General features: G+C 72.3%; 22 protein-coding genes. 8 read left to right on the top strand and 14 right to left on the bottom strand.

Features of this window, described 5'->3' with window-relative positions; genetic code table 11:
* Nucleotides 1–25: 25 nt before the first annotated feature.
* From OG429_RS32840 to OG429_RS32825, 4 genes are all read left to right on the top strand, one after another.
* Entirely contained in the window at nt 26–1,465 is a 1,440-nt protein-coding gene (locus tag OG429_RS32840) for an NADH-ubiquinone oxidoreductase-F iron-sulfur binding region domain-containing protein (RefSeq protein WP_328928887.1), read from the top strand.
* A 154-nt stretch (nt 1,466–1,619) separates the two neighbouring features.
* Nucleotides 1,620–2,612: an SCO0930 family lipoprotein gene (locus OG429_RS32835; protein WP_328930489.1), complete on the top strand. Its 993-nt coding sequence runs from the start codon at nt 1,620–1,622 to the stop codon at nt 2,610–2,612.
* Nucleotides 2,613–2,738: 126 nt separating this feature from the next.
* Nucleotides 2,739–3,221 carry a hypothetical protein gene (locus tag OG429_RS32830; protein ID WP_328928886.1) on the top strand — a complete coding sequence of 161 codons (483 nt, stop codon included), beginning with the start codon at nt 2,739–2,741 and terminating at the stop codon, nt 3,219–3,221.
* A 165-nt stretch (nt 3,222–3,386) separates the two neighbouring features.
* Entirely contained in the window at nt 3,387–4,961 is a 1,575-nt protein-coding gene (locus OG429_RS32825) for an alpha/beta hydrolase (protein ID WP_328928885.1), read from the top strand.
* Nucleotides 4,962–4,964: 3 nt separating this feature from the next.
* On the opposite strand, the gene OG429_RS32820 is transcribed toward OG429_RS32825, so the two are convergent.
* From OG429_RS32820 to OG429_RS32810, 3 genes are all read right to left on the bottom strand, one after another.
* Nucleotides 4,965–5,417 (bottom strand): SRPBCC family protein, encoded by a 453-nt coding sequence (locus OG429_RS32820; RefSeq protein WP_328928884.1) that lies wholly within the window; start codon nt 5,415–5,417, stop codon nt 4,965–4,967.
* Between the two features lie 29 nt (nt 5,418–5,446).
* Complete coding sequence (locus tag OG429_RS32815; RefSeq protein ID WP_328928883.1) at nt 5,447–6,763, bottom strand: MFS transporter; 1,317 nt, start codon at nt 6,761–6,763, stop codon at nt 5,447–5,449.
* 130 nt (nt 6,764–6,893) lie between these two features.
* Nucleotides 6,894–7,511: a hypothetical protein gene (locus OG429_RS32810; protein WP_328928882.1), complete on the bottom strand. Its 618-nt coding sequence runs from the start codon at nt 7,509–7,511 to the stop codon at nt 6,894–6,896.
* A 135-nt stretch (nt 7,512–7,646) separates the two neighbouring features.
* On the opposite strand from OG429_RS32810, the gene OG429_RS32805 reads away from it, so the two are divergent.
* Entirely contained in the window at nt 7,647–8,324 is a 678-nt protein-coding gene (locus OG429_RS32805) for a response regulator transcription factor (RefSeq protein WP_328928881.1), read from the top strand.
* Nucleotides 8,317–9,753, top strand: coding sequence for a sensor histidine kinase (locus OG429_RS32800; RefSeq protein WP_328928880.1), 1,437 nt, complete (start codon nt 8,317–8,319; stop codon nt 9,751–9,753). The genes OG429_RS32805 and OG429_RS32800 overlap by 8 nt, the downstream gene beginning before the upstream one ends.
* A gap of 5 nt (nt 9,754–9,758) precedes the next feature.
* Here the strand turns inward: OG429_RS32800 and OG429_RS32795 are convergent, their stop codons facing one another.
* The 3 genes from OG429_RS32795 to OG429_RS32785 form a co-directional block, all read right to left on the bottom strand.
* The gene (locus tag OG429_RS32795; RefSeq protein WP_328928879.1) at nt 9,759–10,172 is read right to left on the bottom strand and encodes a PaaI family thioesterase; all 414 of its coding nucleotides are present in this window, start codon (nt 10,170–10,172) and stop codon (nt 9,759–9,761) included.
* A gap of 56 nt (nt 10,173–10,228) precedes the next feature.
* Nucleotides 10,229–12,250, bottom strand: a complete 2,022-nt coding sequence (locus tag OG429_RS32790) for an NADPH-dependent 2,4-dienoyl-CoA reductase (RefSeq protein WP_328928878.1) — start codon at nt 12,248–12,250, stop codon at nt 10,229–10,231.
* A 145-nt stretch (nt 12,251–12,395) separates the two neighbouring features.
* Nucleotides 12,396–13,073 (bottom strand): DUF4328 domain-containing protein, encoded by a 678-nt coding sequence (locus OG429_RS32785; RefSeq protein ID WP_328928877.1) that lies wholly within the window; start codon nt 13,071–13,073, stop codon nt 12,396–12,398.
* 152 nt (nt 13,074–13,225) lie between these two features.
* Between OG429_RS32785 and OG429_RS32780 the strand changes: the two genes are divergently transcribed.
* Nucleotides 13,226–14,665: an alpha/beta fold hydrolase gene (locus tag OG429_RS32780; protein ID WP_328928876.1), complete on the top strand. Its 1,440-nt coding sequence runs from the start codon at nt 13,226–13,228 to the stop codon at nt 14,663–14,665.
* Here OG429_RS32780 and OG429_RS32775 read toward each other — a convergent pair.
* The 8 genes from OG429_RS32775 to OG429_RS32740 form a co-directional block, all read right to left on the bottom strand.
* The gene (locus OG429_RS32775; protein ID WP_328928875.1) at nt 14,643–17,663 is read right to left on the bottom strand and encodes an alpha-mannosidase; all 3,021 of its coding nucleotides are present in this window, start codon (nt 17,661–17,663) and stop codon (nt 14,643–14,645) included. The two genes, OG429_RS32780 and OG429_RS32775, sit on opposite strands and share 23 nt — an antisense overlap.
* 50 nt (nt 17,664–17,713) lie before the next feature.
* Nucleotides 17,714–18,535 carry a carbohydrate ABC transporter permease gene (locus tag OG429_RS32770; protein WP_328928874.1) on the bottom strand — a complete coding sequence of 274 codons (822 nt, stop codon included), beginning with the start codon at nt 18,533–18,535 and terminating at the stop codon, nt 17,714–17,716.
* On the bottom strand, nt 18,532–19,464 hold the full coding sequence (locus tag OG429_RS32765) for a carbohydrate ABC transporter permease (RefSeq protein WP_328930488.1): 933 nt from the start codon (nt 19,462–19,464) through the stop codon (nt 18,532–18,534). Before OG429_RS32765 ends, OG429_RS32770 begins: the two co-directional genes overlap by 4 nt.
* A 77-nt stretch (nt 19,465–19,541) precedes the next feature.
* On the bottom strand, nt 19,542–20,876 hold the full coding sequence (locus OG429_RS32760; protein ID WP_328928873.1) for an ABC transporter substrate-binding protein: 1,335 nt from the start codon (nt 20,874–20,876) through the stop codon (nt 19,542–19,544).
* A gap of 355 nt (nt 20,877–21,231) precedes the next feature.
* Nucleotides 21,232–21,399 carry a hypothetical protein gene (locus OG429_RS32755; protein WP_328928872.1) on the bottom strand — a complete coding sequence of 56 codons (168 nt, stop codon included), beginning with the start codon at nt 21,397–21,399 and terminating at the stop codon, nt 21,232–21,234.
* Nucleotides 21,400–21,618: 219 nt separating this feature from the next.
* Complete coding sequence (locus tag OG429_RS32750) at nt 21,619–21,975, bottom strand: hypothetical protein (RefSeq protein WP_328928871.1); 357 nt, start codon at nt 21,973–21,975, stop codon at nt 21,619–21,621.
* 135 nt (nt 21,976–22,110) lie between these two features.
* Complete coding sequence (locus OG429_RS32745) at nt 22,111–23,052, bottom strand: serine/threonine dehydratase (RefSeq protein ID WP_328928870.1); 942 nt, start codon at nt 23,050–23,052, stop codon at nt 22,111–22,113.
* 14 nt (nt 23,053–23,066) lie between these two features.
* The gene (locus OG429_RS32740) at nt 23,067–23,729 is read right to left on the bottom strand and encodes a TetR/AcrR family transcriptional regulator (RefSeq protein WP_328928869.1); all 663 of its coding nucleotides are present in this window, start codon (nt 23,727–23,729) and stop codon (nt 23,067–23,069) included.
* 169 nt (nt 23,730–23,898) lie between these two features.
* Between OG429_RS32740 and OG429_RS32735 the strand changes: the two genes are divergently transcribed.
* Nucleotides 23,899–25,587 (top strand): ricin-type beta-trefoil lectin domain protein, encoded by a 1,689-nt coding sequence (locus OG429_RS32735; protein WP_328928868.1) that lies wholly within the window; start codon nt 23,899–23,901, stop codon nt 25,585–25,587.
* The last annotated feature ends 36 nt before the right edge of the window (nt 25,588–25,623 follow it).

Genomic DNA, 25,623 nt, shown 5'->3' with positions numbered 1-25,623 from the left:
CTGGCCGCGCCCCAGCCTCGGCTGTGTGGGCGCCCCCAGACTGCTGGCCGGACTCGACCAGCTCCCGCGGCTCGACCGCTCGGCCCATCTGGCCACGCACGGCACGCTGCCCCGGTACCGCCCGGACGACCTCATCGCCCTCGCGGAGGACATCGACCTGCGGGGCCGCGGCGGAGCGGGCTTTCCGTTCGCGCGGAAACTGCAGGCGGTCACCCGGTCGGCCCGGGGGCGCGACACGCCCACCGCGGTCGTGGTCAACGGCAGTGAGGGCGAGCCGAGTTGCCTCAAGGACAAGGCGCTATTGCTGCACGCCCCGCACCTGGTGCTCGACGGAGCCCTGCTGGCCGCCGCCGCGCTCGGCGCGGAGGACATCGTGGTGGCCGTCACCCGGGGGGACGTGGAGCAGTCGGTACGCGCCGCCGTCTCCGAACGCGGTCCGGCCGGCCGCCGGGTGCGAGTGGCACGACTTCCCGAGCGCTTCGTGACCGGGGAGGGGACCGCCATGGTCAACGGACTCAACGGCGGTGCCACGCTGCCGTCCGGACAAAAGGTTCGGACCAGCGAGAGAGGCCTGGGTGGCGTGCCCACCCTGCTGTCGAACACCGAGACCTACGCCCAACTCGGCCTGGCCGCACGGCTGGGCGCACGGGAGTACTGTGCGACCGGCCTGCTGACCGAGCCGGGCACCGTGCTGCTGACCGTCGCCGGATCCACGGTGGTCGAAGCGCCGACCGGCACATCCTTGCCGTACGTCCTGGAGCTGTGCAATCTCGATCCCGGCCAGGGCGTCCTGGTCGGCGGCTACCACGGCAGATGGCTGGACCCGGTGTCCGCGCGCTCCGCGCAGCTGTCCCGGCAGTCCCTGGCGTCCTTCGGCGCGGTGCTGGGGGCGGGGGCGGTACTGCCGCTGCCCGAGGACACCTGCCCGGCCGGCGAAGTGGCGCGGGTGACCCGGTGGATGGCGGACGAGACGGCGGGCCAGTGCGGGCCGTGCGTACGCGGGCTGCCCGGGCTCGCCGACGTACTGGACGACGCCGTCCGGGGAGGCGGCGGCGCCGCCCTGGAGGCGGTGGAGGCGCGGCTCATGGCCGTCCGGAAGCGGGGTGCGTGCAGCCATCCCGACGGCACCTCGCACTTCGTGTCCTCTGCACTCGCCGCCTTCCCCGACGAGTTCCAGGACCATGCCTTCGGCTCGGGGTGCGGCCGACGGGTGTTGGGCGCGCTCCCGGTGCCGCGGGAGGAGAGTCCGGAGCGGGTGCGGGACGAGAGTCCGGAGCGGCTGATCGTGGACTGGACCCTGTGCAAGGGGCACGGCCTGTGCGTGGACGTCCTTCCCGAGGTCGTACAGCTCGACGCGGACGGTTACCCGGCGAAGGCGTCCATGCCGGTGCCGGCCCGGCTGCGGCCGAAGGCCCTGCGCGCGGTGCGGCGCTGCCCGGCCCTCGCCATGCGCATCCAGGAATGAGGGGTGCACGAATGCGGATCGCTCGCGGGTTCAATGTTGGCGCGATCTGACAAATTCCAAGGGATATCCGTTTCGACCGTCCCGGGCCCCGTATCAATTACCCAGGGACGCACGGAAACGCGGGACCGAACCTGAAGGAGAGATCGTGAAGAGAATGCGTCGTGAGATATTCGCCGGGTCGGCGGTCGCGGTACTGCTGCTCACGGCCGGATGCGGCCTCGCCGAGAAGCCTCAGGGGCAGGGAAATTCGGTACAGCCGGTGGGCGACAGCAAGAAGATCGGGTCCGCTTACGGCGCCGACGGCTCGTACGGAGCGGATGCCGGTTCCGGAGCGGATTCGGGGTACGGGAGCGGCTCCGGCGCCAATCCGGCGGGCGAAGCCGGAAAGAACAGCCCGGCCGGGCAGCTGAAGGTGGCGGAGGTCGGGAACGTGGGCAGCGCGGTCACCGACGGTGAGGGCTTCACGCTCTACCGGTTCGACAAGGACACGCCGAAGCCCCCGAAGTCCAACTGCGAGGGGGACTGCGCCAAGGCGTGGCCGGCCGTGGCGGCGGACGACGCGACAGCGGGCGCGGGGATCGAAGCGGGCCTGCTCGGCTCGGTCGAACGCGCCGACGGCACCCGGCAGCTGACCCTCGCGGGCTGGCCGGTGTACCGCTACGCGAAGGACACCAAGGCGGGCGACACGCTCGGTGAGGGCGTCGGCGGCACCTGGCACGCGCTGGGGGCCGACGGGAAGCCGGCCGCGGCCGCAAAGAAGGCACCGGCGCAGGCGCAGGCGCAGAGCTCCGAACTGTCCATCACGAAGAACGTCATGCTCGGCGACATCATCGCGGACGGCGCGGGCCAGACGCTTTACCGATTCGACAAGGACAGCGCCTGGCCGATGAAAATCGGTTGCCTCGATGCCTGCCTGGACACGTGGAAGCCCGCCAAGCCCGTCGACAAGACGAAGGTAACGGGAATTGCGGCCGAGCTGATCGGCTCGGTAAAGCGTCCCGATGGTTCGGAACAATTGACGATCGACTGCTGGCCGGTTTATACGTTCACCGGCGACAAGGCGCCCGGCGATGTTCTCGGACAAGGCAAGCAGGGCCTCTGGTTCGCCGTGACCGACAAGGGAAAGAAGGCGAAGATGGCGAGCTAGCCCCGGCCCGCGAAGACCCGTGGTGCCCGGGCGCCTCCCCCGCCCGGGCGCCACGCCGGCCCCGATCAATCGGTGGGCCAAGTGCACACGTGAACCGTTGAGCCGTTGAGCCAGTAAGGAAGAAGCATGTTGCCGTCCACCGCCCGCACGCACCGCAGGGTCCTCCGCGCGCTCGCGCCGGCCTGCGCCACCCTGTGCGCCGTGCTGCTGACCGGGGGCTGCGGCGGAAGCCCGGCGGCGCAGGGCGCACACGGCACGCACGGCGCCGCCCACGTCACCCCCCAGAAGGAGACCGGGGCGCAGTCCGCGCCGTCCTCGTCGATCGAGGAGATAGCCGCGGCCGTCGGCTGCACCGCCCACGTCGACATCCAGGCGGACGAGTTGCGCGAGGGCGGCTGCGAGACCGGGCAGGGCGCCTACCGCATGGCCACCTTCGCCGCCGAACAGGGGCAGCGTTCCTGGCTGGACGAGGCGCGGATGTACGGCGGCACCTATCTGGTGGGCAGCCGCTGGGTGGTCACCGGCCCGTCGGAGGAGGCCCTGGCGGCCCTGCGCGGCCACATCGGGGGCACCGTGGAAGCCGGCGCCGCGCACACCGGCCACGAGTGACCAGGTGCGCCGGGCGCGCAACGAGCCCGGCGTGTCGGCCAGTTGTCCGGATATCAGCTCATTCGTGAGGAGCACAAGGGCCGACCCTTCGGGATGACTCGCCCCGCCTCCGCATGCAACAGGGTGAGCGGGTAAGCGACTTCACCGAACGCAAGGACGGCCACCGTGCGCCTGAAACGCCTCGCACCGATGCTCGCCACCGCCGGTCTCATCGCCACCACCGTGCCGCTGCTGGCCGCCACCCAGGCCTCCGCAGCCCCGGAGGCGGAGTACCTCAAGCAGAAGCCCGCCTGGCACCGTTGCGCCGACAGCCAGCCGGCCTCGTACGAATGCGCCACCCTGAAGGTCCCGCTCGACTACAAGCGCCCCCAAGGCCGCACGGTCGACCTCGCGATATCCCGGATCAAGAGCGAGAACCCCGCCCAGCGGCACGGCGTGATGCTCCTCAACCCCGGCGGCCCGGGCGGCTCCGGACTCGATCTGCCACTGATGGCGGCCGAGTCGATGCCCAAGGACGTACGCGACCAGTACGACCTCATCGGCTTCGATCCGCGCGGCGTCGGCGCCAGCAGTCCGATCACCTGCGGACTGACCGACACCGAGCAGGACTTCAACCGGCCGTACCGGCCCGAGACCTTCTCCTCCGACGTGACGTGGGCGCGTACGGTCGCGGACAAGTGCCGCGAGAAGGCCGGGGACGTGCTCCCGTACATCACCACCCGCAACACGGCGCGCGACATGGACGCGATCCGTGCGGTGCTGGGCGAGCGCAAGCTCTCGTACCTGGGCTACTCCTACGGGACCTACCTCGGCGCGGTGTACTCGCAGATGTTCCCGGAGCGGACCGACCGCTTCGTGCTGGACAGCGGCGTCGACCCGCAGCGGATCTGGCGCGGCATGCTCCAGATCTGGGCGACCGAGGCCGAGCCCGCCTACGCGCGGTGGACGGGCTGGGCGGCCGAGCGGTCGGCCCAGTACGGGCTCGGCGACACCCCGAAGGCGGTGTCCGACACCTTCTGGGCGCTGGTGGCGCGCGCCGACCGGGAGCCGATCGACTTCGACGGGCAGAAGGTCACCGGAGACGTCATCCGTACCGCGCGCGCGGTGTTCTTCTACCCGGCGCAGGCCACTCCCCTGGTCGTGGCCCTCAAGGCCGCGGCCGAGGGCAAGCCGCAGCCCGCGGGCTCGGACACGGCAGAGCTGAAGCGGCTGCTTCCGGCAGGCCCTGCGGCCGAACCCGCCTCGGACAACGGCACCGCCGTCTTCTGGGCCGTGGCGTGCGGGGACACCGGCAGCTGGCCCCGCTACACCGAGCAGTACGAGCGGGACGCGGCGAAGGACAAGGTGAAGTACCCCCTGTACGGGGACTTCGCGTCGAACATCAAGCCGTGCGCCTTCTGGGACCGGCCGGCCGAGGCGGCCACGCCGATGAAGAAGCAGGCGAACGTGCTGACGGTGCAGAACGAGTGGGACTCGCAGACCCCGCTCGCCAGCGGCCAGGGTCTGCACCGGGCGCTGAAGGGCTCGCGGATGGTTCTGGCGATGGGCGGCGAGGGGCACGGCGTGTACCTCGCCGACCCGAACTCCTGCGCCAACGAGCCCGTCAACACCTACCTCACCACCGGCCGGCTGCCCGCCGAGGACGTGACCTGCCAGAACCCGCCGGCCGCTGCCGGGCAGCGGGTGTCCCCGACCCCGCCGAAGCCGCTGCCGTTCCCGGTCGGCCCGGCACGGTTCTGATCCCTATCGCCTGAGGGACGCCTCCGCCGCCGCCTTGATGCGGCGACCGAAGGCGGGGGCGTCCTTGCGGGCCGCGCTCGCCGCGAAGCCGACGAGCAGTCTGCCGAAGCCGTGGCCTTCGAGGGTGTTGAAGATACGGACCCGGGTGCGCCCGCCGGGGAGGGCTTCGAGATCGTAGCCGCCCTCCGCGGTGACCAGGTTGCGGCTCTGCTCCGACCAGCGGATCCGGTGCGGCGGGTCGAAGCCGACGATGCGGAACTCGCGGCCGGTCTTCATCCCGGCGTCCTTGACGGTGCTGCGGAAGACCGTGCCGAGCGCGGTGGGGCCGTCGGGGGTCTTGGCGATCTCCTGGACGCGCGGGCTGAACTCGGGGTCGTGGCGCCCGTCGGCGAGGTAGGCGAAGACCTCCTCGACCGGCCGGTCGATCTCGACGCTCGCCTCGAACTGTCCGGACATATCCGCTCCTCGCTGCGACGGCCTGTCCTTCACGATCCCAGACGCTCTTCCGGGTCGCACCTCACGTCCGGCTTCCAGGTGGCCGGTGGCACCGCACCGGCGGCGCCGTCGCGGGCGGTGCGCAGCGGCGTCAGCAGCCCGGCGCCGAGGATCAGCAGGCAGAACGCTCCGCCGGCCAGGCTGACCGCCGGAACCCCGTGGCCGTCGGCCAGCGCCGTGAGCACGGCCGCGCCCACCGGTCCCGAGGCGTTGTGCACCGTCCAGAAGGCGGAGGTGACCCGGCCGAGCAGGTGGCCGGGGGTCACCTCCTGGCGCAGGGTCATGCTGGTCACCCCGCCCAGGGTCATCCCGAACATGAACACGGCGGCGAGCACGGCGATCACCGGCACACTGCGGCTGACTCCCATCCCCGCCACCGCGATGCCGATCAACGTGACGGATGCGAGCCAGCAGGGCCCGAAGCCGAGGAGCCGGCGCAGCCTCGCGGCGCCGAGGGCCCCGGCGACCACGCCGACCCCGCTTACGGCGATCACGTAGCCGAGGGTGGCGGCGTCCCGGTCCAGGTCGCTCCGGACGTGGTAGATCAGCAGGTCGACGGCGCCCATGGTGACGAAGGTCAGCAGGGTGAGCAGCACGGTGAGCGGGCGCAGCAGCGGATGCGTCCACAGGAAGCGGAAGCCCACGAGGAACACGTCGCGCAGCGTGCCCGTCCGCGGCTCCGCCGGGTCCGCGCCGCTGTCGGCGGGCCGCCGGAACCTCACCCAGCCCAGGCTGGCCGCGGAGACGAGGAAGGTCGCCCCGTCCACGCCCAGTGCCCAGTCCGCGCCCACCGCGGCCGTGATGAACCCGGCCGCCACCGGTCCGAGGAGGGTCCCGATGGCGAAGGTGCCCATCAGCCGTCCGTTGGCGGCGATGAGGTCCTGTCTCCGGACCAGGTTCGGCACGGCCGTCACGTAGGCCACGTCGAACAGCGTCTTCAGTACGGTGGCCAGTGCGGTCATGACGTACAGCAGCCAGATCCGCGGCCCGCCGGCCCACCACACGACCGGCACCGCGCCGAGCAGCACTGCCCGCGTCAGATCGCAGACGATCATCAGCCGACGGCGGTCCACCCGGTCGACCACGTATCCGGCGAACAGCCCCGTGCCGATGGCGGTGGCCCCGGCGACGACGGTGATCAGGCCCAGCTGCACGACGGACCCGGTGGCTTCGAGGACGAGCAGCGGGAGCGCGAGCAGCGAGATGGAGCCGCCGAGGACGGACAGGGCCTGGCCGAGCCAGAAGACGTTGAAGTCCCTGTTCCGTCCCAGCGCGGGCTGTTCGCGTGCGAGGGTTTGATCAGTCAATCCGGACGAACTCCCGTTCCGCACTTCGCGTGTGTGCTGTGCGACGGCAAGGACGTCGACACCGGGACGCTATGCGACGCCGCCCCGGTGTGTCTCGCGGTTTTTCCGCCGGCTCTCCGGCGGCGCTCCCCTACCGGCCGTGGCCGGTGAGGACGGTGTTGCCCGTGACGGTGCCGTCGGTGCCGGAAACGGTCACCGCGTGCCGGACTCCGTCCGGTCCGATGACCACCGCTCGCCACGCGCTGCCGCCGCCCTCCTGGGCGACCGCCCGCAGGCTCTCGACCTTGCCGCCCTCCACCGCGGCGGCCGCCTTCTCGGCGGCCTGGCCGATGGCCAGCGACGGCAGCGGCAGCGGCGCCGCCTTCGCGTGGGCACCGGGGCCGCCGGGGCCGCCCCCCGGACCGTGCCCCTTGAGAGCGCCGGGCCCCTGCGGGCCCATCCCCTTCAGTTCGAGGCGCATCCGCTCACGCTTCTCGCGGGCGTCCCCGGGTCCACGCTTGCCCTCGCCCTCGTGACCGGGCCCGGCCCAGGCCGTGTGCGGGCCCTCGTACGCCCTCGCCCGGCCGTCGTGGTGCCCGGCCACGGCCACGGCCGCCGCTCCGCCGCCGACGATGACCACGGCCGCGCCCAGGGCCACCCAGCGGGCGCCGTTGCTCCTGGGCACCAGGCGACCCAGGGGCACGCGCTTGCGAACTCCGGGTTCCGGGGCGTTCTCGGGCTGCTCGGACGGCGGGACGGACTCAGACATACCGGCACTCCTCATGCACAACCGGGCACCACACCCGGATCGTTCCCGAGCATGCCGAGCGGATGCTGAAGCCCACCTGAAGCCAGCTGAAGACCTCTTCAGCCGGCCGCCGACCGGGCCTGAGACCCTGTCCGCATGCGCGTACTGGTGGTGGAGGACGAACGGCGACTGGCCGTGGCCCTGCAGCGGGGACTTCAATCCGAGGGGTTCTCGGTGGACGTGGCCCACGACGGGCTGCAAGGGCTGTGGATGGCCACCGAGCACGACTACGACCTGATCGTGCTCGACATCATGCTGCCGGGCCTGAACGGCTACCGGGTGTGCGCGCGGCTGCGCGCCGCCGGCAACGAGTCGGGGATCCTGATGCTCACGGCCAAGGACGGCGAGTACGACGAGGCCGAGGCGCTGGACACCGGCGCCGACGACTTCCTGTCCAAGCCCTTCTCCTACCTCGTCCTGGTCGCCCGGCTGCGCGCCCTGGGGCGGCGTACGGGCCGACGGGGCCCCCAGACCATGCGGTTCGGCGACCTGACGCTCGACCCCGCCCGGCACTCCTGTGCCCGCGGCGACACCGAGATACGGCTGACCGCGCGGGAGTTCGCGGTCCTGGAGTACCTGGCCCGGCGCCCGGGCGAGGTGATACCCAAGCGGGAGATCCTGGAGCAGGTGTGGGACAGCGCCTTCGCCGGGGATCCGAACGTGGTCGAGGTCCACGTCAGCGCCGTACGCCGCAAGATCGACACGCCGTTCGGCCGCACCGCCCTGGAGACCGTACGCGGTGCCGGCTACCGACTGGCGGCCGACGGTGGCTGATACCGCGCTCCCCCGCCCGGCCCGTCGGCGACTTCCGCACGACGGCCTGCGGTGGCCGCCGCTGCGGCGGCTGTGGCCCACGACCGTCCGCGCCCGCGCCACCGTGGGCGCCGTGGTGGTCGTCGCCGCTGCCCTGGCCCTGGCCTCCTTCGCCCTGCTCGGGCTGCTGGAGGCCGAACTGCTCCGCAATGCCGAGCGCGACGCGGAGCGGCAGGCCGAGACGGTCGCCCAGCTCGCGGCCGCCGGAGATCTCGAACGGATGCGGCCGCCGCTGCACGGCGCCGACTTCGTCCAGGTGGTGAACGCCCGCGGCCGGGTGCTGCGCGCGACCCCGAACCTGGCCGCGGCCCCCTCCATCGCCCCCGTCAAACCGATGCGGCCCGGCACGGCATTCCACACCTGGCGGATCGGCACGCTCGGCGGCGAGCACCGCCAGCGCGTCGTCCAGGTCACCACCGACACCCCGCAGGGCATGGTCACCGTCTTCGTGGGGACCTCCCTGCGCGACGTGGACGCCGCCGACGACACCACCACCGCCGCCCTGGCGGTCGGTGGCCCGTTGCTGCTCGCCACCGTCGCCCTCGTCACCTGGCGGGTCACCGGCCGGGCGCTCGGTCCGGTCGAGGCGATCCGCGCCGAGGTCGCCGAGATCACCGACCGGGACCTGCACCGCCGGGTCCCCGTACCGCCCACCCGTGACGAGGTCGCCCGGCTCGCACAGACCATGAACACCACCCTGGACCGGCTGGAGTCCGCCGGGAACCGCCAGCGCGAGTTCATCGCCGACGCCTCCCACGAACTGCGCAGCCCGATCACGGTGCTGCGCACGCAGCTGGAGGTGGCCCTCGCGGTCCGGGACCCCGAGCTGTGGCCGGAGCTGATCAGCGGAGCGCTGGAGGACATCGAGCGGCTTCAGCAGCTCGCCTCCGACCTCCTGCTGCTCGCCCGCATCGACGCCGCCCAGCCCGCCCTGGCGGTCCGGCTGGACCTGGGCGACGTGGTCCGCGGCGCGGTGGAGTCACGCCTGGGGGACCGCGTTCCCGTGCTCGCCGACCTGGCGTCCGGCGTCGAGGTGACGGGCACCGAGCTGTGGCTGGCCCGGGTCGTCACCAATCTGCTCGACAACGCCCAGCGCTACGCCGCCGGGCGGGTGGAGGTGGTGCTGCGCACCACCGGCGGACCGCACGGACGGACCGCCGTGCTGGAGGTCGTCGACGACGGGCCCGGCATCCCGCCCGGTGACCGGGAGCGCGTCTTCGAGCGTTTCACCCGGCTCGACGACGCCCGCAGCCGCGACCACGGCGGAGCGGGCCTCGGTCTCGCCATCGCCCGGGACCTGACCGCCCACCACGGCGGCACCCTCACCGCCGAGGAGTCGGCGCGAGGGGCCCGGCTGGTGGTCCGGCTGCCGGTCGCTGCCCGCGGCTGAGGGGCTCAGCCGAGCAGGGCGTACACGGTGGAGGCCGTGGCGGACGGCTCGGCGGCGCCCTCGGGGGTCATGGTGACGTCGGCGAAGGCCATCCTCCGGCCGAGCTTGGTGACCCGTACGTGGATCAGCACGTCGGCACCGGTGACCGGCCGCTGGAAGCTCGTCGACTGCTGAACGGTGGTCATCGGCCCGTACGCCCCGCGCGCGGCGGAGATCGCGATGACGGTGGCGGTGTCGGCGGCCGCCATCAGGGCCTGCCCGGAGAGGCCGCCGCCGTCCCGGGCCAGGGTGTCGGACCACGGCAGCCGCAGGACGGCGTGCCGGTCGCCGGTCTCCTGGACGGTGAGGCCGAGGGCGAGCACCCAGGGGGCGAAGTTGTCGGCGAGGACCTTGTCCGCGTCTGCGGGGGAGAACGTCACCCGGGAGATTGTGGCGGCCCGGCCGGACCGCCACAATCCCCTTCGGCGGGCGGATGTCAGAGAGTGGCGGCCAGCTCGGTGCCCTGGCGGATGGCCCGCTTGGCGTCGAGTTCGGCGGCGACGTCGGCGCCGCCGATCAGGTGCGCCCGGGTGCCGGCCGCGAGCAGCGCCTCGTACAGGTCGCGGCGCGGCTCCTGGCCGGTGCACAGGACCACCGTGTCGGCGGGCACGAGGCGCTGCTCGCCGCCGACGGTGATGTGCAGGCCCTCGTCGTCGATCCGGTCGTACGTCGCCCCCGCGACGGAGACGACCCCGCGGTGCTTGAGCTCCGCGCGGTGGATCCAACCGGTGGTGGTGCCGAGACCGGCGCCGACCTTGGTGGTCTTGCGCTGGAGCAGGTGGACCTGGCGCGGCGGAGCGGGGCGCTCGGGCTTGGCGAGCCCGCCGGGCCCGGTGTACGTGGTGTCCACGCCCCAGTGGCGGAAGTACACCTCGGGGTCCTGGGAGGCGCCCTCGCCGCTGTCGGTGAGGAACTCGGCGACGTCGAAGCCGATGCCGCCGGCGCCGACGACGGCGACGCGCTCGCCGACGGGGGCGCCGTCGCGCAGCACGTCGAGGTAGGTGACGACGTTCTCCCCGTGGACGCCCTCGATGTCGGGGGTGCGGGGGGTGACACCGGTGGCGACGACGACCTCGTCATAGCCCTGGAGCGTCTCCACGTCGGCGCGGGTGTTCAGCCGGACGTCGATGTCGTGGGCGGCGAGCTGGGTGCCGTAGTAGCGGATGGTCTCCTCGAACTCCTCCTTGCCCGGGATGCGGCGGGCGATGTCGAGCTGGCCGCCGATGTGGCCGGAGGCCTCGAAGAGGGTGACGGCGTGGCCGCGCCCGGCCGCGGAGACGGCGCAGGCGAGGCCGGCCGGGCCGGCGCCGACGACGGCGATGCGCTTCTTCAACTGCGTCGGCGACAGGACGAGTTCGGTCTCGTGGCAGGCGCGCGGGTTGACCAGGCAGCTGGTGATCTTGCCGCTGAAGGTGTGGTCGAGGCAGGCCTGGTTGCAGCCGATGCAGGTGTTGATGGTCTCGGAGCGGCCGGCCGCGGCCTTGGCGACGAAGTCGGCGTCGGCGAGGAAGGGGCGGGCCAGGGAGACCAGGTCGGCGCGCCCGTCGGCGAGCAGTTCCTCGGCGATCTCGGGGGTGTTGATGCGGTTGCTGGTGACGAGGGGGACGCTCACCGCGCCCATCAGCCGCTTGGTGACCCAGGTGTAGGCGCCGCGCGGGACGGAGGTGGCGATGGTGGGGATGCGGGCCTCGTGCCAGCCGATGCCGGTGTTGATGATGGTGGCGCCGGCCGCCTCGATCTCCTTGGCGAGGTGGACGACCTCGTCGAGGGTGGAACCGCCGGGGATCAGGTCGAGCATGGAGAGGCGGTAGATGAGGATGAAGTCCTCGCCGACGGCCGCGCGGGTGCGGCGGACGATCTCCAGCGGGAAGCGGACGCGGTTCTCGTACGCGCCGCCCCAGCGGTCGGTGCGCTTGTTGGTGGCGGCGGCGATGAACTCGTTGATCAGGTAGCCCTCGGAGCCCATGATCTCGACGCCGTCGTAGCCCGCGAGCTTGGCGAGGCGGGCGGCGCGGACGAAGTCCTCCACCGTCCGCTCGACCTCGATGTCGGTGAGCTCGTTCGGGACGAACGGGCTGATCGGGGCCTGGAGGGGGCTGGGGGCGACCAGGTCCTTGTGGTAGGCGTAGCGGCCGAAGTGGAGGATCTGCATCGCGATCTTCCCGCCCTCGGCGTGCACCGCCTCGGTGATCACCCGGTGCTCGGCGGCCTCGTCCTCGGTGGTGAGGCGGGAGCCGCCCTCGAAGGGCCGGCCGGCGTCGTTGGGCGCGATGCCGCCGGTGACGATCAGGCCGGCGCCGCCGCGGGCGCGCTCGGCGTAGAAGGCGGCGAGGCGCTCGAAGCCGCCCTCGTGCTCTTCGAGGCCGGTGTGCATCGAGCCCATGATCACGCGGTTCGGCAGGGTGGTGAAACCGAGGTCCAGGGGGCTCAGCAGGTGCGGGTACCGGCTCTGGGACATGGGGGGCGCCTCCTCGCGCGGGGGTGATGTCCCTGTTCTAGCGAGGGGAGCCCGGTTTTGCAACTAGGTGCAAAACCGGGTGAGGCCCTGCCGGCCCGGGATTACCGGGCCCGGCGGCCCGGCCCGCCGCCACCTGTGGCGGAGTTCACGCCCCCGACTGCATCGCCGAGAGACGGCGCACGAAGACGACGGCCAGTCCCGCCGCGACGGCGAAGAGCAGGTCCGCGGCCATGGCCACCAGCGTGGCGCCGGCCATCCCGTCCGCGGTCGTGGCGGCGGCCGCCAGCCGGTTCCCGGACAGCGACACCACCATCGCCGCGCCGATCCCGCCGGCCCAGGCGGTGACGGGGAGGGCCGACACGGGCGACGCGGCGCTGCCGGGCAGCCTCGACGCACTGGCCACCCACACCTTCATGGCGATCAGGAACGGCAGGACGGTCCACCCGACGGCGGGGATGAACCAGACCCCGATCGCCCAACCGGCGCCCCGCCGGAACGTCCCGGGAGCCCACACCGCCGCGTTCACCCGGACCCGGTGGAACCAGACGATGAACACCACGGCCGTGGGGGCCATGGCCAGCAGGACCAGGCTCACCGACCCCGAGTACGGCCCCCAGCCCGGCCCGGCGCCCAGCAACGGGCCCGCCCCGAGCGCGTCCAGCTCCAGGTACCGGTTGAGCCCGGCGGCCACGGCGAGCAGCCGGGTCGCGGCGCACAGGCCGAGCAGCACGGTCAGCGCCGTGGCCAGGCCCTTCGGCGAGCGGACGAGCGGGCGCAGCGGGGGCGCGCCGAGCGGAGGCAGCGAACCGGTGGCGAAGGACATGACGAGGGACCCCCCATGGGTGCACGGTGACATGAAGAAACCCGCCGACGGGGGCGGGCAGGCAGGAACATACGGCAACGGCGCGAGTACGGTCCATGCCGGTGCCGGCGCAGCGCCCCCGCGACCCGTACCGTGCCCGTACTGTCTGCCGGATGACGGAGCACCACACCCTGACGGCGAACGGCGTCCGGCTGGCGTACGAGGCGGCCGGGCCCGAGGACGGCGAACCCCTGGTCCTGCTGCCCGCACTCGGCGAGAACGCCGGGCACTGGGCTCCCGTACGCGACGAACTCGCGCGGGAGCGCCGGGTGTACGCCCTGGACCTGCGCGGGCACGGGCGCAGCGAATGGACGGCGCGGTACTCGCTGGAGCTGATGCGGGACGACGTACTGGCCTTCCTGGACGCGCTCGGACTCGACCGGGTGGACCTGGCCGGGCACTCGATGGGCGGCGTCGTGGCGTACCTGGCCGCGCAGGAGCAGCCGCACCGGGTGGTCCGGCTCGTCCTGGAGGACGTCCCGGCCCCCTTCCCGCGCGAGGCGGTCCGGCCCGTGCGGCCGGACGGCGAACTCGACTTCGACTGGGCCATGGTCCTCGCGGTACGGGCCCAGCTGGACCGGCCGGATCCCGCCTGGCCGGCGCTTCTCGGCCGGATCACGGCCCCGACCCTGGTCGTGGCGGGCGGCCCCACCAGCCATGTCCCGCAGGAAGGCATCGCCGAACTGGTCCGCCGGCTCCCCGACGCCCGGATGGCGACGATCCCGGTCGGCCACCTGGTCCACGCCGCGGCGCCGCGGGAGTTCACCGAAACCGTGTCGGCCTTCCTCGAAGACCGGGCCGACGGCGAGCTCGCCCGCCGCTGGCTGGCCGAGGACGGCATCACGCAGACCGGTCCCGGCCTGTGGAGCGACCACGACTCCCCGGGCGCGCCGCGGACGGCGGCCGACATGGCCGATGACTGGGGATGGCAGGTGTTCCGGGACGAACGGCTCCCCCTGGCCGACCGGCTGCGGGTCGCCTTCGGCCTGATGGACCTGCTCGGCAGCGACACACGGGTGACCGGCCAGCTCCACCTGTCCCACCTCGGGGAGGACGGACCGCTCCCCGCCGCGGTCCTGTGGAACGGCTTCCGGCGGCGGCTGGAGGCGCAAGCGGAGTCCGCGGCCGTCGGCGACTGCCTGTGGCTCGACTGGTTCGAGGACCGCCGGACCGCGGGGACGGCCTTCGCCGAGGTACTCGGCGACGACATCGGCCGACTGCCCGGACGGCAGCTGCCGGCGGATCCCGTCCGGGATCCGCTGGTGCGCCGCGCCCGGCGGGTGCTGGAGGTCTCCGGCCCGGTGCCCTGGCCGGTCAAGGCCGCCGCCTACGAGACGGCGGCCCTGGTCCCCGTACTGCACCCGGCCCTCTTCCGGGCCCTGCTGGCGAGCCACCACGATCTGTACGGGGATCTCGAACCGGCCCCCGCGCTGGCCCTGTTGGAACGGCTGCGGATCCCTGCGGACACCGAGCACCTGGCCGCACTGCGCGACGCGCTGCGGGCCGGGCGGCGGCACGCCTACCGCGACATCAGCGGCGCAGGCGGATCGTGAGGATCTGGAAGGGACGCAGGGTCAGGGCGACCGTGCCGTCCGGTGCGGGAGAGCCCACCGCCGTGCCCTCCAGGGGGCGTTCGAGGAGGTCGCTCTCGACGGCCGCCGTGATCGGGAAGTCCGCAGCGAGCGTGGCCGTGGCGCGGCCGCCCCGGGATTCGTAGAGGCGGACGATCACGTCGCCGCCGCGGTCCTCGGCGAGCTTGACCGCCTCGACGACCACCGCGTCGTCGTCCACCGCCACCAGCGGGGCGACCGGGCCCGCGCCCGGCACCACGCGCTCGGGCAGGTTCAGCGCGTGGCCCTCGCGGACCGCGTCCCCGATCTCCGCGCCGGGCGCGAGCGCGAACCGCAGCGTGTGGGAGCCCTGGTCGGTCTCCGGGTCGGGGTAGCGCGGAGCGCGCAGGAGCGAGAGCCGGATGGTGGTGGTCTGCCCGCCGTCGGCCCGCACGTCGCGGGTCACGTCGTGCCCGTACGTGGATTCGTTGAGCAGCGCGACGCCCCAGCCGGGCTCCTCGGCGTGGATCCAGCGGTGGGCGCAGATCTCGAACTTGGCCGCCTCCCACGAGGTGTTGGTGTGGGTGGGCCGGTAGACGTGCCCGAACTGGGTTTCGGAGGCGGTCCGTTCGGCCTTCACGTCCAGCGGGAAGGCGGCCTTGAGGAACTTCTCGGTCTCGTGCCAGTCCACGTCCGTGACGATGTCGAGCGTCTTGGCTCCGGCCCGCAGCGTGAGGGACTGGACCGCCTTCGAGCGGCCGAAGGAGCGGGTGACCCGGACGGTGACGGACGAGGGGCCGCTCCCGGCGACCTCCAGCGCGTCCAGCTCCACGAGGTCCGTGACCTTGTTGCGGTAGAACGCGTCGACGTCCCAGGCATCCCACATGTTCGGGAAGTCGGGATGGATCTGGAGCAGGTTCGCGGCGGCCCCGGGCGCGACCGACTCGCGGCGCGCCTCCAGGTCGTAGGCGGAGACGACCAGCCCGCGGCCGTCGATCTCCACCAGCAGCCGCCCGTTGGCCAGGACGTGCCCGCCGCCGTGCCGCTCCTCCACGGTGACGGGCGCTCCCGCCTCGGCGGGGTGGCCCGCGCCGCCGGCCGGGATGCCGCGCCGGGTGTGCGGGGCGCAGTTGAAGACCAGTTCCTGCGTGCCCTCCCCCGCGAGTGCCTGCTGCGCGGCCAGGGTGATGCCCTGGAGCTCCTCGCGCAGTGCCCGGTACGTCTCGCGCGCCTCGCGGTGCACCCAGGCGATGGAGGAGCCGGGCAGGATGTCGTGGAACTGGTGCAGCAGCACTGTCTTCCAGATCCGCTCCAGGTCCTCGTACGGGTACCCGTACCCCGGCACCTTCACCGCGGCGGTGGCGGCCCACAGCTCGGCCTCCCGCAGCAGCGATTCGCTGTGCCGGTTGCCCTGCTTGGTCTTGGCCTGGGAGGTGTAGGTGCCGCGGTGCAGCTCCAGGTAGAGCTCGCCCGCCCAGACGGGCGCGTCCGGGTACTCGGCGTGGGCCTTCTCGAAGAAGGCGTCCGGCCGCTCGATCTCGACCCGCGGGGAGCCTTCGAGGTCCCGCTGGCGCTGGGCGCGGGCGAGGTGTTCGCGGGTGGGGCCGCCGCCGCCGTCACCCCAGCCGAACGGGGTCAGCGACCGCGTACCCCGGCCCTTCTCACGGTAGTTGCGGGCGGCGTGGGCCAGCTGGGCGCCGCCGAGGTCGGAGTTGTAGGTGTCGACGGGCGGGAAGTGCGTGAAGACGCGGGTGCCGTCGATGCCCTCCCACCAGAAGGTGTGGTGCGGGAACTTGTTGACCTGGGACCAGCAGATCTTCTGGGTCAGGAACCACTTGGAGCCGGAGAGCTTGACGATCTGCGGCATCGCGGCGGTGTAGCCGAAGGAGTCGGGGAGCCAGACGTTGTGCGTCTCGATGCCGAACTCGTCGAGGAAGAACTTCTTCCCGTAGAGGAACTGGCGGGCCATGGCCTCGCCGCCGACCATGTTGGTGTCGGACTCCACCCACATCCCGCCGACCGGCACGAACTGCCCGTCCGCGATCTTCTTCTTGACCCGTTCGAAGAGCTCGGGCCGGTACGTCTTGATCCAGTCGAGCTGCTGCGCCTGCGACATGGCGAAGACGAACTCGGGGTGCTCGTCCATCAGGTTGACCATGTTGGACGAGGTGCGCGAGACCTTGCGCACCGTCTCGCGCAGCGGCCACAGCCACGCGGAGTCGATGTGGGCGTGGCCGACGGCGCTGATCCGGTGCGCGGAGGCGTGGGCGGGCGCGGCGAGCACGCCCGCCAGGCACGACCGGGCGGAGGCCGCCGTACCGGCCACGTCGCCGAGGTCCACCGCGTCCAGTGCCGCCTCGACGGCGCGCAGGATCTCGTACCGGCGGGCGTCCGCGGTGTCGAGCTGCGTCATGAGGTCGTAGAGGACTTCGAGGTCCTGGACCAGTTCCCAGACCTCGGTCTCGAAGACGGTGAGGTCCATCCGGGCGAGCCGGTAGAGGGGCTGGTCGCCGCTGGTCAGCCGGTCGCCCTCGGACGTGGCCGAGTGGTCGACCAGGACCGGGTTGGAGGCGGCCTCGACGTACCACTCGACGCGCTCGCCGCCCGCGGCGCGGTCGGCGACGCGCACCCAGTCGTTGTACGGGTTCAGCGCTTTGACCTCGCCGCCGTCGGGCCGGTGGACCAGGCCCTCGCACTGGAAGCCGGGCATCATCCGGTCGAAGCCGAGGTCGAGGACGGCCTCCACCGTACGGCCGGCCCAGTCGGCCGGGACGGTGCCGCTGACCTTGAACCAGGTGGTGCCCCAGGCCGGGCCCCACGTGTCGCCGATCGCGCAGGGCTCGTACGTCGCCGCCAGGCCCTCGGCGACGGGGACGGGTTCGCCCGGGGCCTCCCAGCGCTCGACGGTCAACGGGACCGGGCGGGAGTGGACGGCGGGCTTGATGCGCTCCTTGAGGACCCGGCGGAGGCGGTGTTCGGTGACGCTGCGGTCGTCGTGCATGACGGCTGCTCCAGGGGAGGGTGGTCGGTACGGGCGGTGGACGGACCGGCTCAGGTCTTGACCGCTCCCTCGCCCACGCCCTTGAAGAAGAAACGCTGGAGGGCGAAGAAGAGGAGCATCATCGGGATGAGCGCGGCCATCGCGCCGGCGGCGATGAGCCGCTGGTCGTTGACGGTGGTGACGCCGGCCAGGGTCTTCAGGCCGAGTTGCAGGGTGTAGTTGTCGCTGTTGGTCAGGACCAGCAGGGGCCAGAGGAAGTCGTCCCAGGCGCCCATGAAGCTGGTGATGCAGACGACGGCCAGGGCGCCCTTGGCCGCGGGGAGGAAGACCCGGGTGAAGCGGGCCCATTCGCCCGCGCCGTCCAGGACCGCGGCTTCCTCCACCTCCTTGGGCACGGACAGGAAGGCCGCCCGCATGATCATGATGTTGAGGACGGAGACCGCGCCGGGGAGCCAGACACCGATGAGGGTGTCGACCAGACCCATCCCGCGGACGGTCAGGAACATCGAGATCATCACGGATTCGAAGGGGAACATCAGGGATGCCACCAGGACGGTGAAGACGGTCTTGCGGCCCTTCCAGGCGGCCCGGGACAGGGCGTACCCGCCCATCGACGCGAACAGCGTGTTCGAGGTGATGGCGAGGACGGCCACGATCAGGGTGTTGCCGACGTACTGGAGGAGCGGGAAGGACTCGGCGACCCGGACGTAGTTGTCGAGGGTGGGCTGCGAGGGCAGCACCCCGTCGTACACGTTCTCCGTGCGGCCACGGATCGAGGTCAGGAACTGCCACACGATCGGCCCCAGCATGACCGCCAGCATCAGCACCAGCGTGGCGTACCGGCCGGCCGGACCGGTCCAGGGGCGCCTCACCTCTCGTCTCCCTTCGACAGACGGCGGCCCAGCAGGCTGAAGACCAGCGTCAGGAGGAACAGCAGGATGGAAATCGCGGAGGCGTAGCCCGTCTCGCCGGAGAAGCCGAGGCCGACCTGCCGGATGAGGAAGGGCAGGGTGCGGGCGCCGCCGCCGGGACCGCCGCTCTCGCCGCCGAGGATGTAGATCTCGGTGAAGACGCGCAGCGCCGAGATGGCGGAGAGGGTGCCGACCAGCAGCATCATCGGCTTCACCTGGGGGACGGTGATGCTGAAGAAGCGGCGGACGGGGCCGGCGCCGTCGAGCGCGGCCGCCTCGAGGAGGGAGGCGGAGACGTTCCCGAGGGCCGCCAGGTAGAAGACCATGTAGTAGCCGAGGCCCTTCCACACGGTCACGATCATCGCGGAGACCAGCAGCATCGTGCTGTCGGTCAGGAACGGCACCGGCTCCGAGACCAGGCGCAGCTTCAGGAAGACGGTGTTGACCAGTCCGTCGCTCCGCAGCACCCATTGCCAGATCAGGCCGACGACCACGGCGGAGGCGATCACCGGGGTGTAGAAGGCGGACCGGAAGAACCCGATGCCGGGGACCTTCGTCTGCACGAGGACCGCGAGGGCCAGCGGCAGGAAGACCAGGCAGGGCACGACGACCACGAGGTACAGGACGCTGTTGCCGGTCGCGACCCAGAAGTCGGGGTCGGCGAAGGCCCGGGTGTAGTTGTCGAAGCCGACGAAGGTGCCGCCGCGCAGGATCCGGGAGTCGGTGAGCGAGAGGATCACGGTGTTGACGAACGGCCAGAGACTGAACAGCGTCACCATCAGCAGACCGGGGGCGAGGAAGAGGTAGGGGGTCCACCAGGTGCGGTGGACCAGCCCGGTGTCGGCCTCCATGGCCGTCTTCGCCTTCCGCGACCGTCTGCGGTGCCGCATGCGGTCCCGGGCGCCGGCCACTTCGACGCCGGTCCCATCCACGCCGGTCGTTTCGGCGCCGGTCACTTGGACGCCCGTCACTTGCGCGCCGCTTCGGCGAGGAGCTTGTTGGCCTCCTCCTGGGCCTTCTTCACCGCCGTGCGGGCATCCTGTTCGCCCTTGATGGCCTTCTGCACCTCGCGTACGACGGCGTCGCCCACCTGGTTGGTCCACTGGACGGGGGTGTTGGCGTCGAGCTCGGCGGTCTTCAGCTGCTCGGCGCCGACCGCGCGGGCGAGGGTCTCCGCATCCCTGCCGTCGCCCTTGTCCGCGAAGTACGGGTCGGCGAGGCCCCGGGCGTTGGAGGGGTAGATGGTGGCCTTCTTCGAGAACTCCACCTGGTTGGGACCGTTGGTGACCCACTTGGCGAACTCGGTCGCCGCGTCGAGGTGCTTGGTGTCCTTCTTGATGCCGAGGCACTGGGCGTAGATGCCTATGTGGCCGAGCTTGCCCGTGACGGCGCCCGCGACCTGGGTGCCGGCGTAGACCTGGGGGGCGTTTCGCTTGATGTCCTTGACGAAGCCCGGGGAGCCGGGGCCGAAGACGAGCTTTCCGCCGCCGTAGAGCTGGTTGATGTCGTCGGACTTGAGCAGGGACTCCTTGGGCATGGCGCCCTTGGCGTACAGGTCCTTCATCCGCTCCACCCACGCGACGGCCGTGGCGGTGTCGAAGGTGAACCGTTCGCGCTTCTCGTCGAGGAGGGGTACGCCCATCTTCTGCCAGTCACCGGGCAGCCGGCCCTTGGGGTCGGCCATGAAGGCGGAGTACCGGCCGCCGGACGAGGCGGCGATCTTCTCGGCGTAGTCGAAGAACTGCTCCACGCTGGTGGGCGGCTCGGCCGGGTTCAGGCCCGCCTTCTCGAAGAGCTCCTTGTTGTAGGTGAGGATCTCCGGGGTCACGTACCAGGGGTACGCGTACACGCCGTCGCCCCTGCCCGGGAGTTTGAACTGCTCCCAGGCGCCCGGCACGTACTCCTGGGCGACCGCGCCGTCGAGTTTGGCGACGTCGGCGAGCATGCCCCGGTCGCCGAGGAGCTGGAAGGAGTCGGTGGAGAGGTTGACCACGTCCGGGAGGGCTCCGGCCTGGGCGTCGGCGACGAGCTTCTCGTTGTAGCCGTCGCCCGGGACGTCCTCCCATGTGACCTTGACCTCGGGGTACTTCTTCTCGAAGCCGTCGATCACGCCCTGTACGTACTCCGTGAACGTGGGCTTCAACTGGAGCGTGCGGAAGGTGATCTCACCCGCCACTCTGCCGGTCTTCGCGGCCTCCTCGACATCCCCGGAGCCGCCGCCCATGCCACACGCGGCGGTCGAGAGGAGGACGCCGGCCGCCAACGCGGCAACGGCGATACGGGTCGGTTTCGCACGGGTCATCGTCGCCGCCTTCGCAGAAGTCCGGCCTCGTTGCCGGAGGCGGTGCCCACGGTCGCCGGAAAGCAAGACCTCGTCAATGAGGCAGGAGCGGCGGTGGCCGGTGCCACATGGGTGCCGAATGGCGCGGCGGCGCCGCACCGGCCCCGGGGGCCTTGATCCAACCCGCCACGACCTGGACTAATGCGCTTTAGTTCAAAGGTGGTCGACCGTGATATCGATTCAATAACGAAGCTGGCCAACCGTCACGATGTGACTCCTTATCGACGGTTCACGGCGACCCGACTAATGCGCTTTACCGGTGCACCGCGAAACCGCTTTAGCTCCGCGGCCTTTCGGGGTGCGCCGGGGGCGCCGGTCAGCAGCGGGGTGCGGCATGGCGGTTCTCCTCGGCGAGGTCGGTGAAGGGGAGCGGGCGGCAGGCACTGCCGACGCGGGCGGTGAGGTCGTCGCAGCCCGCCTCGACGGCAGCGGTGAAGGTGAAGAACGAGCAGCAGCCGGCCTCGCGTGCCACGAGCTCACGCACTCGTTCCTCGACACCCGGCCCGCCGCTCAGCTCAAGGCGCACACCCAGACGCCCGGGCCGGGACAGCCACGTCAGGCGCTCGTCGAGCAGAGCGTCCCACTCCGCGACCCGCAGGGGCCGCTCCTCGGTGGGCAGTGTGCAGCACGGCGTACCTGGGTACCGGATGCAAGCACCTGGCTTGACCGTGTCCCCGCCGCGGGCCGCGGACGCGCACCGGCCCTACTCCATCGGGTACTCGGCCTTCTCGGCGAGCTTGCCGTCCTTGAAGCAGAAGCGCAGCACCGTCTCCTTGCCGTTCTTGGGGTCGCCGCTGGACATGTACCAGGAGCAGGTGCTGCCCTCCGGCTGGGCCGGACCGTCCTCCTTGAGGACGCTCTTGGCGAGGGACTCGCCCGACGGGAGCTTGGCGCGGACCTCGCTCTCCGGGTCACCGGTCTTCACGGCCTCGTAGACCTTGGGGTCGACCAGGGTCTTGTCCATGAACTTGTAAATGCCGAAGACCGCGACCGCGGCGAGGCCGATGCCCAGCACCAGCGCCACCCCGCAGCCGATCAGACAACCCTTGCGCTGTGCCACGCCCGTTCCTCCGTGTCGTTCGTCGCGTCCGGCGGCCGTCGCCTGGACACTACGAACCCTCACAAACGGGCGGGCCCGGGGCTGTCCTCGAAAGTCGTCGGCCGCCGCGACGATCGTCGTCCGTCCGGGCCGGGCTCAGATCCCGGGGACCACCAGGTCCGCGGGGTCCGTGTTGGCCCCGCAGAGGATCACGGCGACCCGCTCGCCCAGCGGCCGCGACGCGTCGCGCAGCGCTGCCAGCGCGGTGGCCGCGCCCGCCTCGACCACGAGCCGGTGCTCCTCCCAGAGCGCGCGCCGGGCGGCCGTGATCGCCCCGTCCGGGACCAGGACCGACCGCACGGCCTCGTCCTGCGCGGCGGCCAGCGCGTCCCAGGAGACCCGGGTGGCCCCGAGGGAGTCGGCGGCCACGGAGTCCACGGCGACGTCGACCGGGCGGCCCGCCGCCAGGGCCGCGTTCAGGGCCCGGCAGTTCTCCGGCTCGGCGGCGACCACCCGTACGCCGTGTTCACGGGCGGCGGTGGCGACCCCGGCGAACAGTCCGCCGCCGCCGACGGCTACGACCACGGTGTCCAGCCCGGGCAGGGCGGCCCGGACCTCGTCGAGCAGGGTCCCGGCGCCCGCCGCGATGAGCGGGTGGTCGTAGGCGTGGCTGCTCAGGGCTCCGCTCGCGGCGGCGAACTCCTCGCAGGCGGCCAGCGCTTCGGCGTACCGGTCGCCGACGAGCCGTACCTCGGCCCCGTACCCGCGCAGCCGTTCCACCTTCACCCGGGGGGCGCCCACGGGCAGGAACACGGTCGCGGGCACGGACTGCGCGCGGGCCGCCCAGGCGCAGGCGAGGCCCGCGTTGCCGCCGGAGGCGATGGTGACGCCGGCCTCCGGGAGGGTGCCGGCCTCGCGGTGGGCGGCGAGGAAGTTGCGCGCGCCGCGGGCCTTGAAGGAGCCGGTGTGCTGGAGGTGTTCCAGCGCGTACCAGACGCCCTGGGCCGCCGGGGCCACGGCGACGGGGCGTACCGCTCCGGCGATCCGGTCGGCGGCGGCGCGTACGGCGGCGTAGTCGAGCTGCTGTTCCGGTTGCATGGTCGGTCTCCTCGTCAGGCGGTGGGCCCGGCGGGCGGCCGGGCGGGCCGGGCGGCCTCGATCAGCTGGCGCAGGGCGCCGTAGTACACCTCGTGGTCCGTCAGCGGCGGCAGTACGTCGGCCAGCCCGCCCGTGAGCACCGGGAACTCGGCCGGGTCCAGCGCGGCCAGGGCCGCCCGGGAGGCGGCGGTGGCTCCGGCCGGGTCCCGGTGGTCCACGAAGGCCGCGCTGCCCAGGGTGAGCAGGTACATGCGGCGGTAGACGGTCATCGCCTCGGCGGCGGTCATCCCCGCGGCCACGCTGTCGGCGAGCGCGGGTTCCACGAGCCGGGCCAGCAGCTGCCGCCCGAGCCAGGGGCGGCCGCCGCGCAGGACGAGCAGCCCGGGGTGGGCGGTGAGCAGCCGGTACAGCGCGCCGAACCGCTGCTCGGCGGCGTCCGCCCAGTCCGTTCCGGCGGGGACGTCGGGGAGCTGCGCGGCCAGGTGCTCGGTGCAGAGGTCCAGCAGTCCGGCGAGGTCGGCGCAGCGGCGCTGGACGGTGGCGTGGGAGACGTCGAGCCGGTCGGCGAGGGCGCGGAAGCTCAGGGCGGCGGGCCCTTCCTCGTCGAGGATGCGCAGGGCGGCGACGGCGATCGCGTCGGGGGTGGCCCGGTCCAGGGCGGCTGATCTCCTCGGCATGAGATACACCGTAACATACGCCGTATCACACCCTTAGTGCGTCATCGACTGCGGCCATATTGCTGGTCATTGGCGGATATTCATCGACTTCCGTTGACAGCGGGTAGTCGCGTCGCTGCACTGGGCGCACGACTGCCCCACTGCCCCACGTCCACGTCAAGGAGACTCCGTGCCGCCTCGCCTGCGCACCTCGCTCCCCTGTCTGACCGCGGCCGCCCTGTTCGCCCTGGCGCTCTCACCCGCCCCGGCGGGGGCCGAGCCCACCGCGACCTCCGACACCCCGCTCGCACTCACCCCGCCCATGGGCTGGAACAACTGGGCGCACTACATGTGCGACATCGACGAGGCCAAGGTCGTCGCGAACGCCGACGCGCTCGTGTCCACCGGGCTCGCCGCCAAGGGCTACGACACGGTGACCGTCGACGACTGCTGGATGACCAAGAGCCGCGACGCGCGGGGCGCGCTGGTCGTCGACGAGGAGAAGTTCCCGCACGGCATGGCCTGGCTCGGCGACCACCTGCACGCCAAGGGCCTGAAGTTCGGCATCTACCAGGACGCCGGCTCCCTCACCTGCGAGAAGTACCCGGGAAGCGGCGCCCCCCAGGGCGGCGGCGCGGACCACTACGCGCAGGACGCCCGGCAGTTCGCCTCCTGGGACGTCGACTACGTCAAGATGGACGGCTGCAACCTGTGGGTACCGGAGGGCAGGACGAAGGAACAGGCCTACCGGGACGCGTACAACGCCGTCGCCTCGGCCCTGCGAGCGAGCGGCCGGGACATGGTGCTGTCGGCCTCCGCGCCCGCCTACTTCCAGCAGGGTGAATGGGGCGGCTCCGACTGGCACAAGGTCCTCGGGTGGGTCGGCGAGACCGGCCAGCTGTGGCGCGAGGGCCGGGACATCAAGGTGTACAACCCCGCCACCCCCGCCACGTCCCGGTGGAGCTCGGTGATGGGCAACTACGGCTACAACCGCTGGCTGGGCCGGTACGCGGGCCCCGGCAACTGGAACGACCCCGACTTCCTGATCGCGGGCGCCCCCGGACTCAGTGACGCCGAGAGCCGCAGCCAGGTCGCCCTGTGGGCCATGATGGCGGCCCCCTTCATCCTGTCCTCCGAGGTCTCCCACCTGACACCGGGCGGGCTCGCCGCCCTCGGGAACACCCGGCTCATCGAGCTGGACCAGGACCCCATGGGCCGTCAGGGAGCGGTGGTCTCCTCGAACGCGACCTTCGAGATCCTGGTCCGGCCGCTCGCGAACGGCGACCGCGCGGTGGCCGTGCTCAACCGCTCGGGCGCCGCCCGCGACATCAACGTGCCGCTCGACGAGATCGGGCTGCCGTCCTGCACGGCCGACGCGCGGGACCTGTGGAGCGGGCAACGCCGGGAGGTCTCCGAGACGTTGACCGGGAGGCTGGCCGGTCACGACACGGCCGTCTGGCGGCTCACCCCGCGCGGCTGCGCCCAGGCCGTGCCGACCGGGCAGATCGTCGGTGACGGCGCCAAGTGCGCCGACGGGGCCAACACCACCGGTGTCGGCGCGGTCGTCATGGGGACGTGCACCGGAGCCCCCGACCAGCGGTGGAGCGCGGGCGGCGACGCGCGCCTGCGGCTGGCCGGCGAGTGCCTCTCGGCCGGCGAGGACGGCCTGGTGGAGCTGGCGGACTGCGCGCCCGCGGAGGCCGGGCAGCGGGGCCAGAGCTGGGCACACCGCCGCGACGGGGCGCTCGTCGAGGAGGCGAGCGGACTGTGCCTGACGGCCCCGGCCGCGGCCGCCACCCCGGACGCCCCGGCCGCACGGCTGCGGCTGGCCCCCTGCGGCGACCACCGGGTCGACCAGGCCTGGGCCCTGCCGGTCTGACGGCGGACGGATGACGCACCCGAACCCGGACCCGAC

Source organism: Streptomyces sp. NBC_00190 (genome assembly GCF_036203305.1).
In the GTDB taxonomy this organism is placed as follows: Bacteria; Actinomycetota; Actinomycetes; order Streptomycetales; family Streptomycetaceae; genus Streptomyces.
This window is presented reverse-complemented; position numbering and strand designations above follow the sequence as displayed.

Coding starts and splice junctions, on each gene's coding strand:
- OG429_RS32835 (WP_328930489.1), top strand. CDS start 1,620: ATGCGTCGTGAGATATTCGCCGGGTCGGCGGTCGCGGTACTGCTGCTC.
- OG429_RS32830 (WP_328928886.1), top strand. CDS start 2,739: ATGTTGCCGTCCACCGCCCGCACGCACCGCAGGGTCCTCCGCGCGCTC.
- OG429_RS32820 (WP_328928884.1), bottom strand. CDS start 5,417: ATGTCCGGACAGTTCGAGGCGAGCGTCGAGATCGACCGGCCGGTCGAG.
- OG429_RS32810 (WP_328928882.1), bottom strand. CDS start 7,511: ATGTCTGAGTCCGTCCCGCCGTCCGAGCAGCCCGAGAACGCCCCGGAA.
- OG429_RS32805 (WP_328928881.1), top strand. CDS start 7,647: ATGCGCGTACTGGTGGTGGAGGACGAACGGCGACTGGCCGTGGCCCTG.
- OG429_RS32790 (WP_328928878.1), bottom strand. CDS start 12,250: ATGTCCCAGAGCCGGTACCCGCACCTGCTGAGCCCCCTGGACCTCGGT.
- OG429_RS32785 (WP_328928877.1), bottom strand. CDS start 13,073: ATGTCCTTCGCCACCGGTTCGCTGCCTCCGCTCGGCGCGCCCCCGCTG.
- OG429_RS32780 (WP_328928876.1), top strand. CDS start 13,226: ATGACGGAGCACCACACCCTGACGGCGAACGGCGTCCGGCTGGCGTAC.
- OG429_RS32775 (WP_328928875.1), bottom strand. CDS start 17,663: ATGCACGACGACCGCAGCGTCACCGAACACCGCCTCCGCCGGGTCCTC.
- OG429_RS32765 (WP_328930488.1), bottom strand. CDS start 19,464: ATGCGGCACCGCAGACGGTCGCGGAAGGCGAAGACGGCCATGGAGGCC.
- OG429_RS32760 (WP_328928873.1), bottom strand. CDS start 20,876: ATGACCCGTGCGAAACCGACCCGTATCGCCGTTGCCGCGTTGGCGGCC.
- OG429_RS32745 (WP_328928870.1), bottom strand. CDS start 23,052: ATGCAACCGGAACAGCAGCTCGACTACGCCGCCGTACGCGCCGCCGCC.
- OG429_RS32740 (WP_328928869.1), bottom strand. CDS start 23,729: ATGCCGAGGAGATCAGCCGCCCTGGACCGGGCCACCCCCGACGCGATC.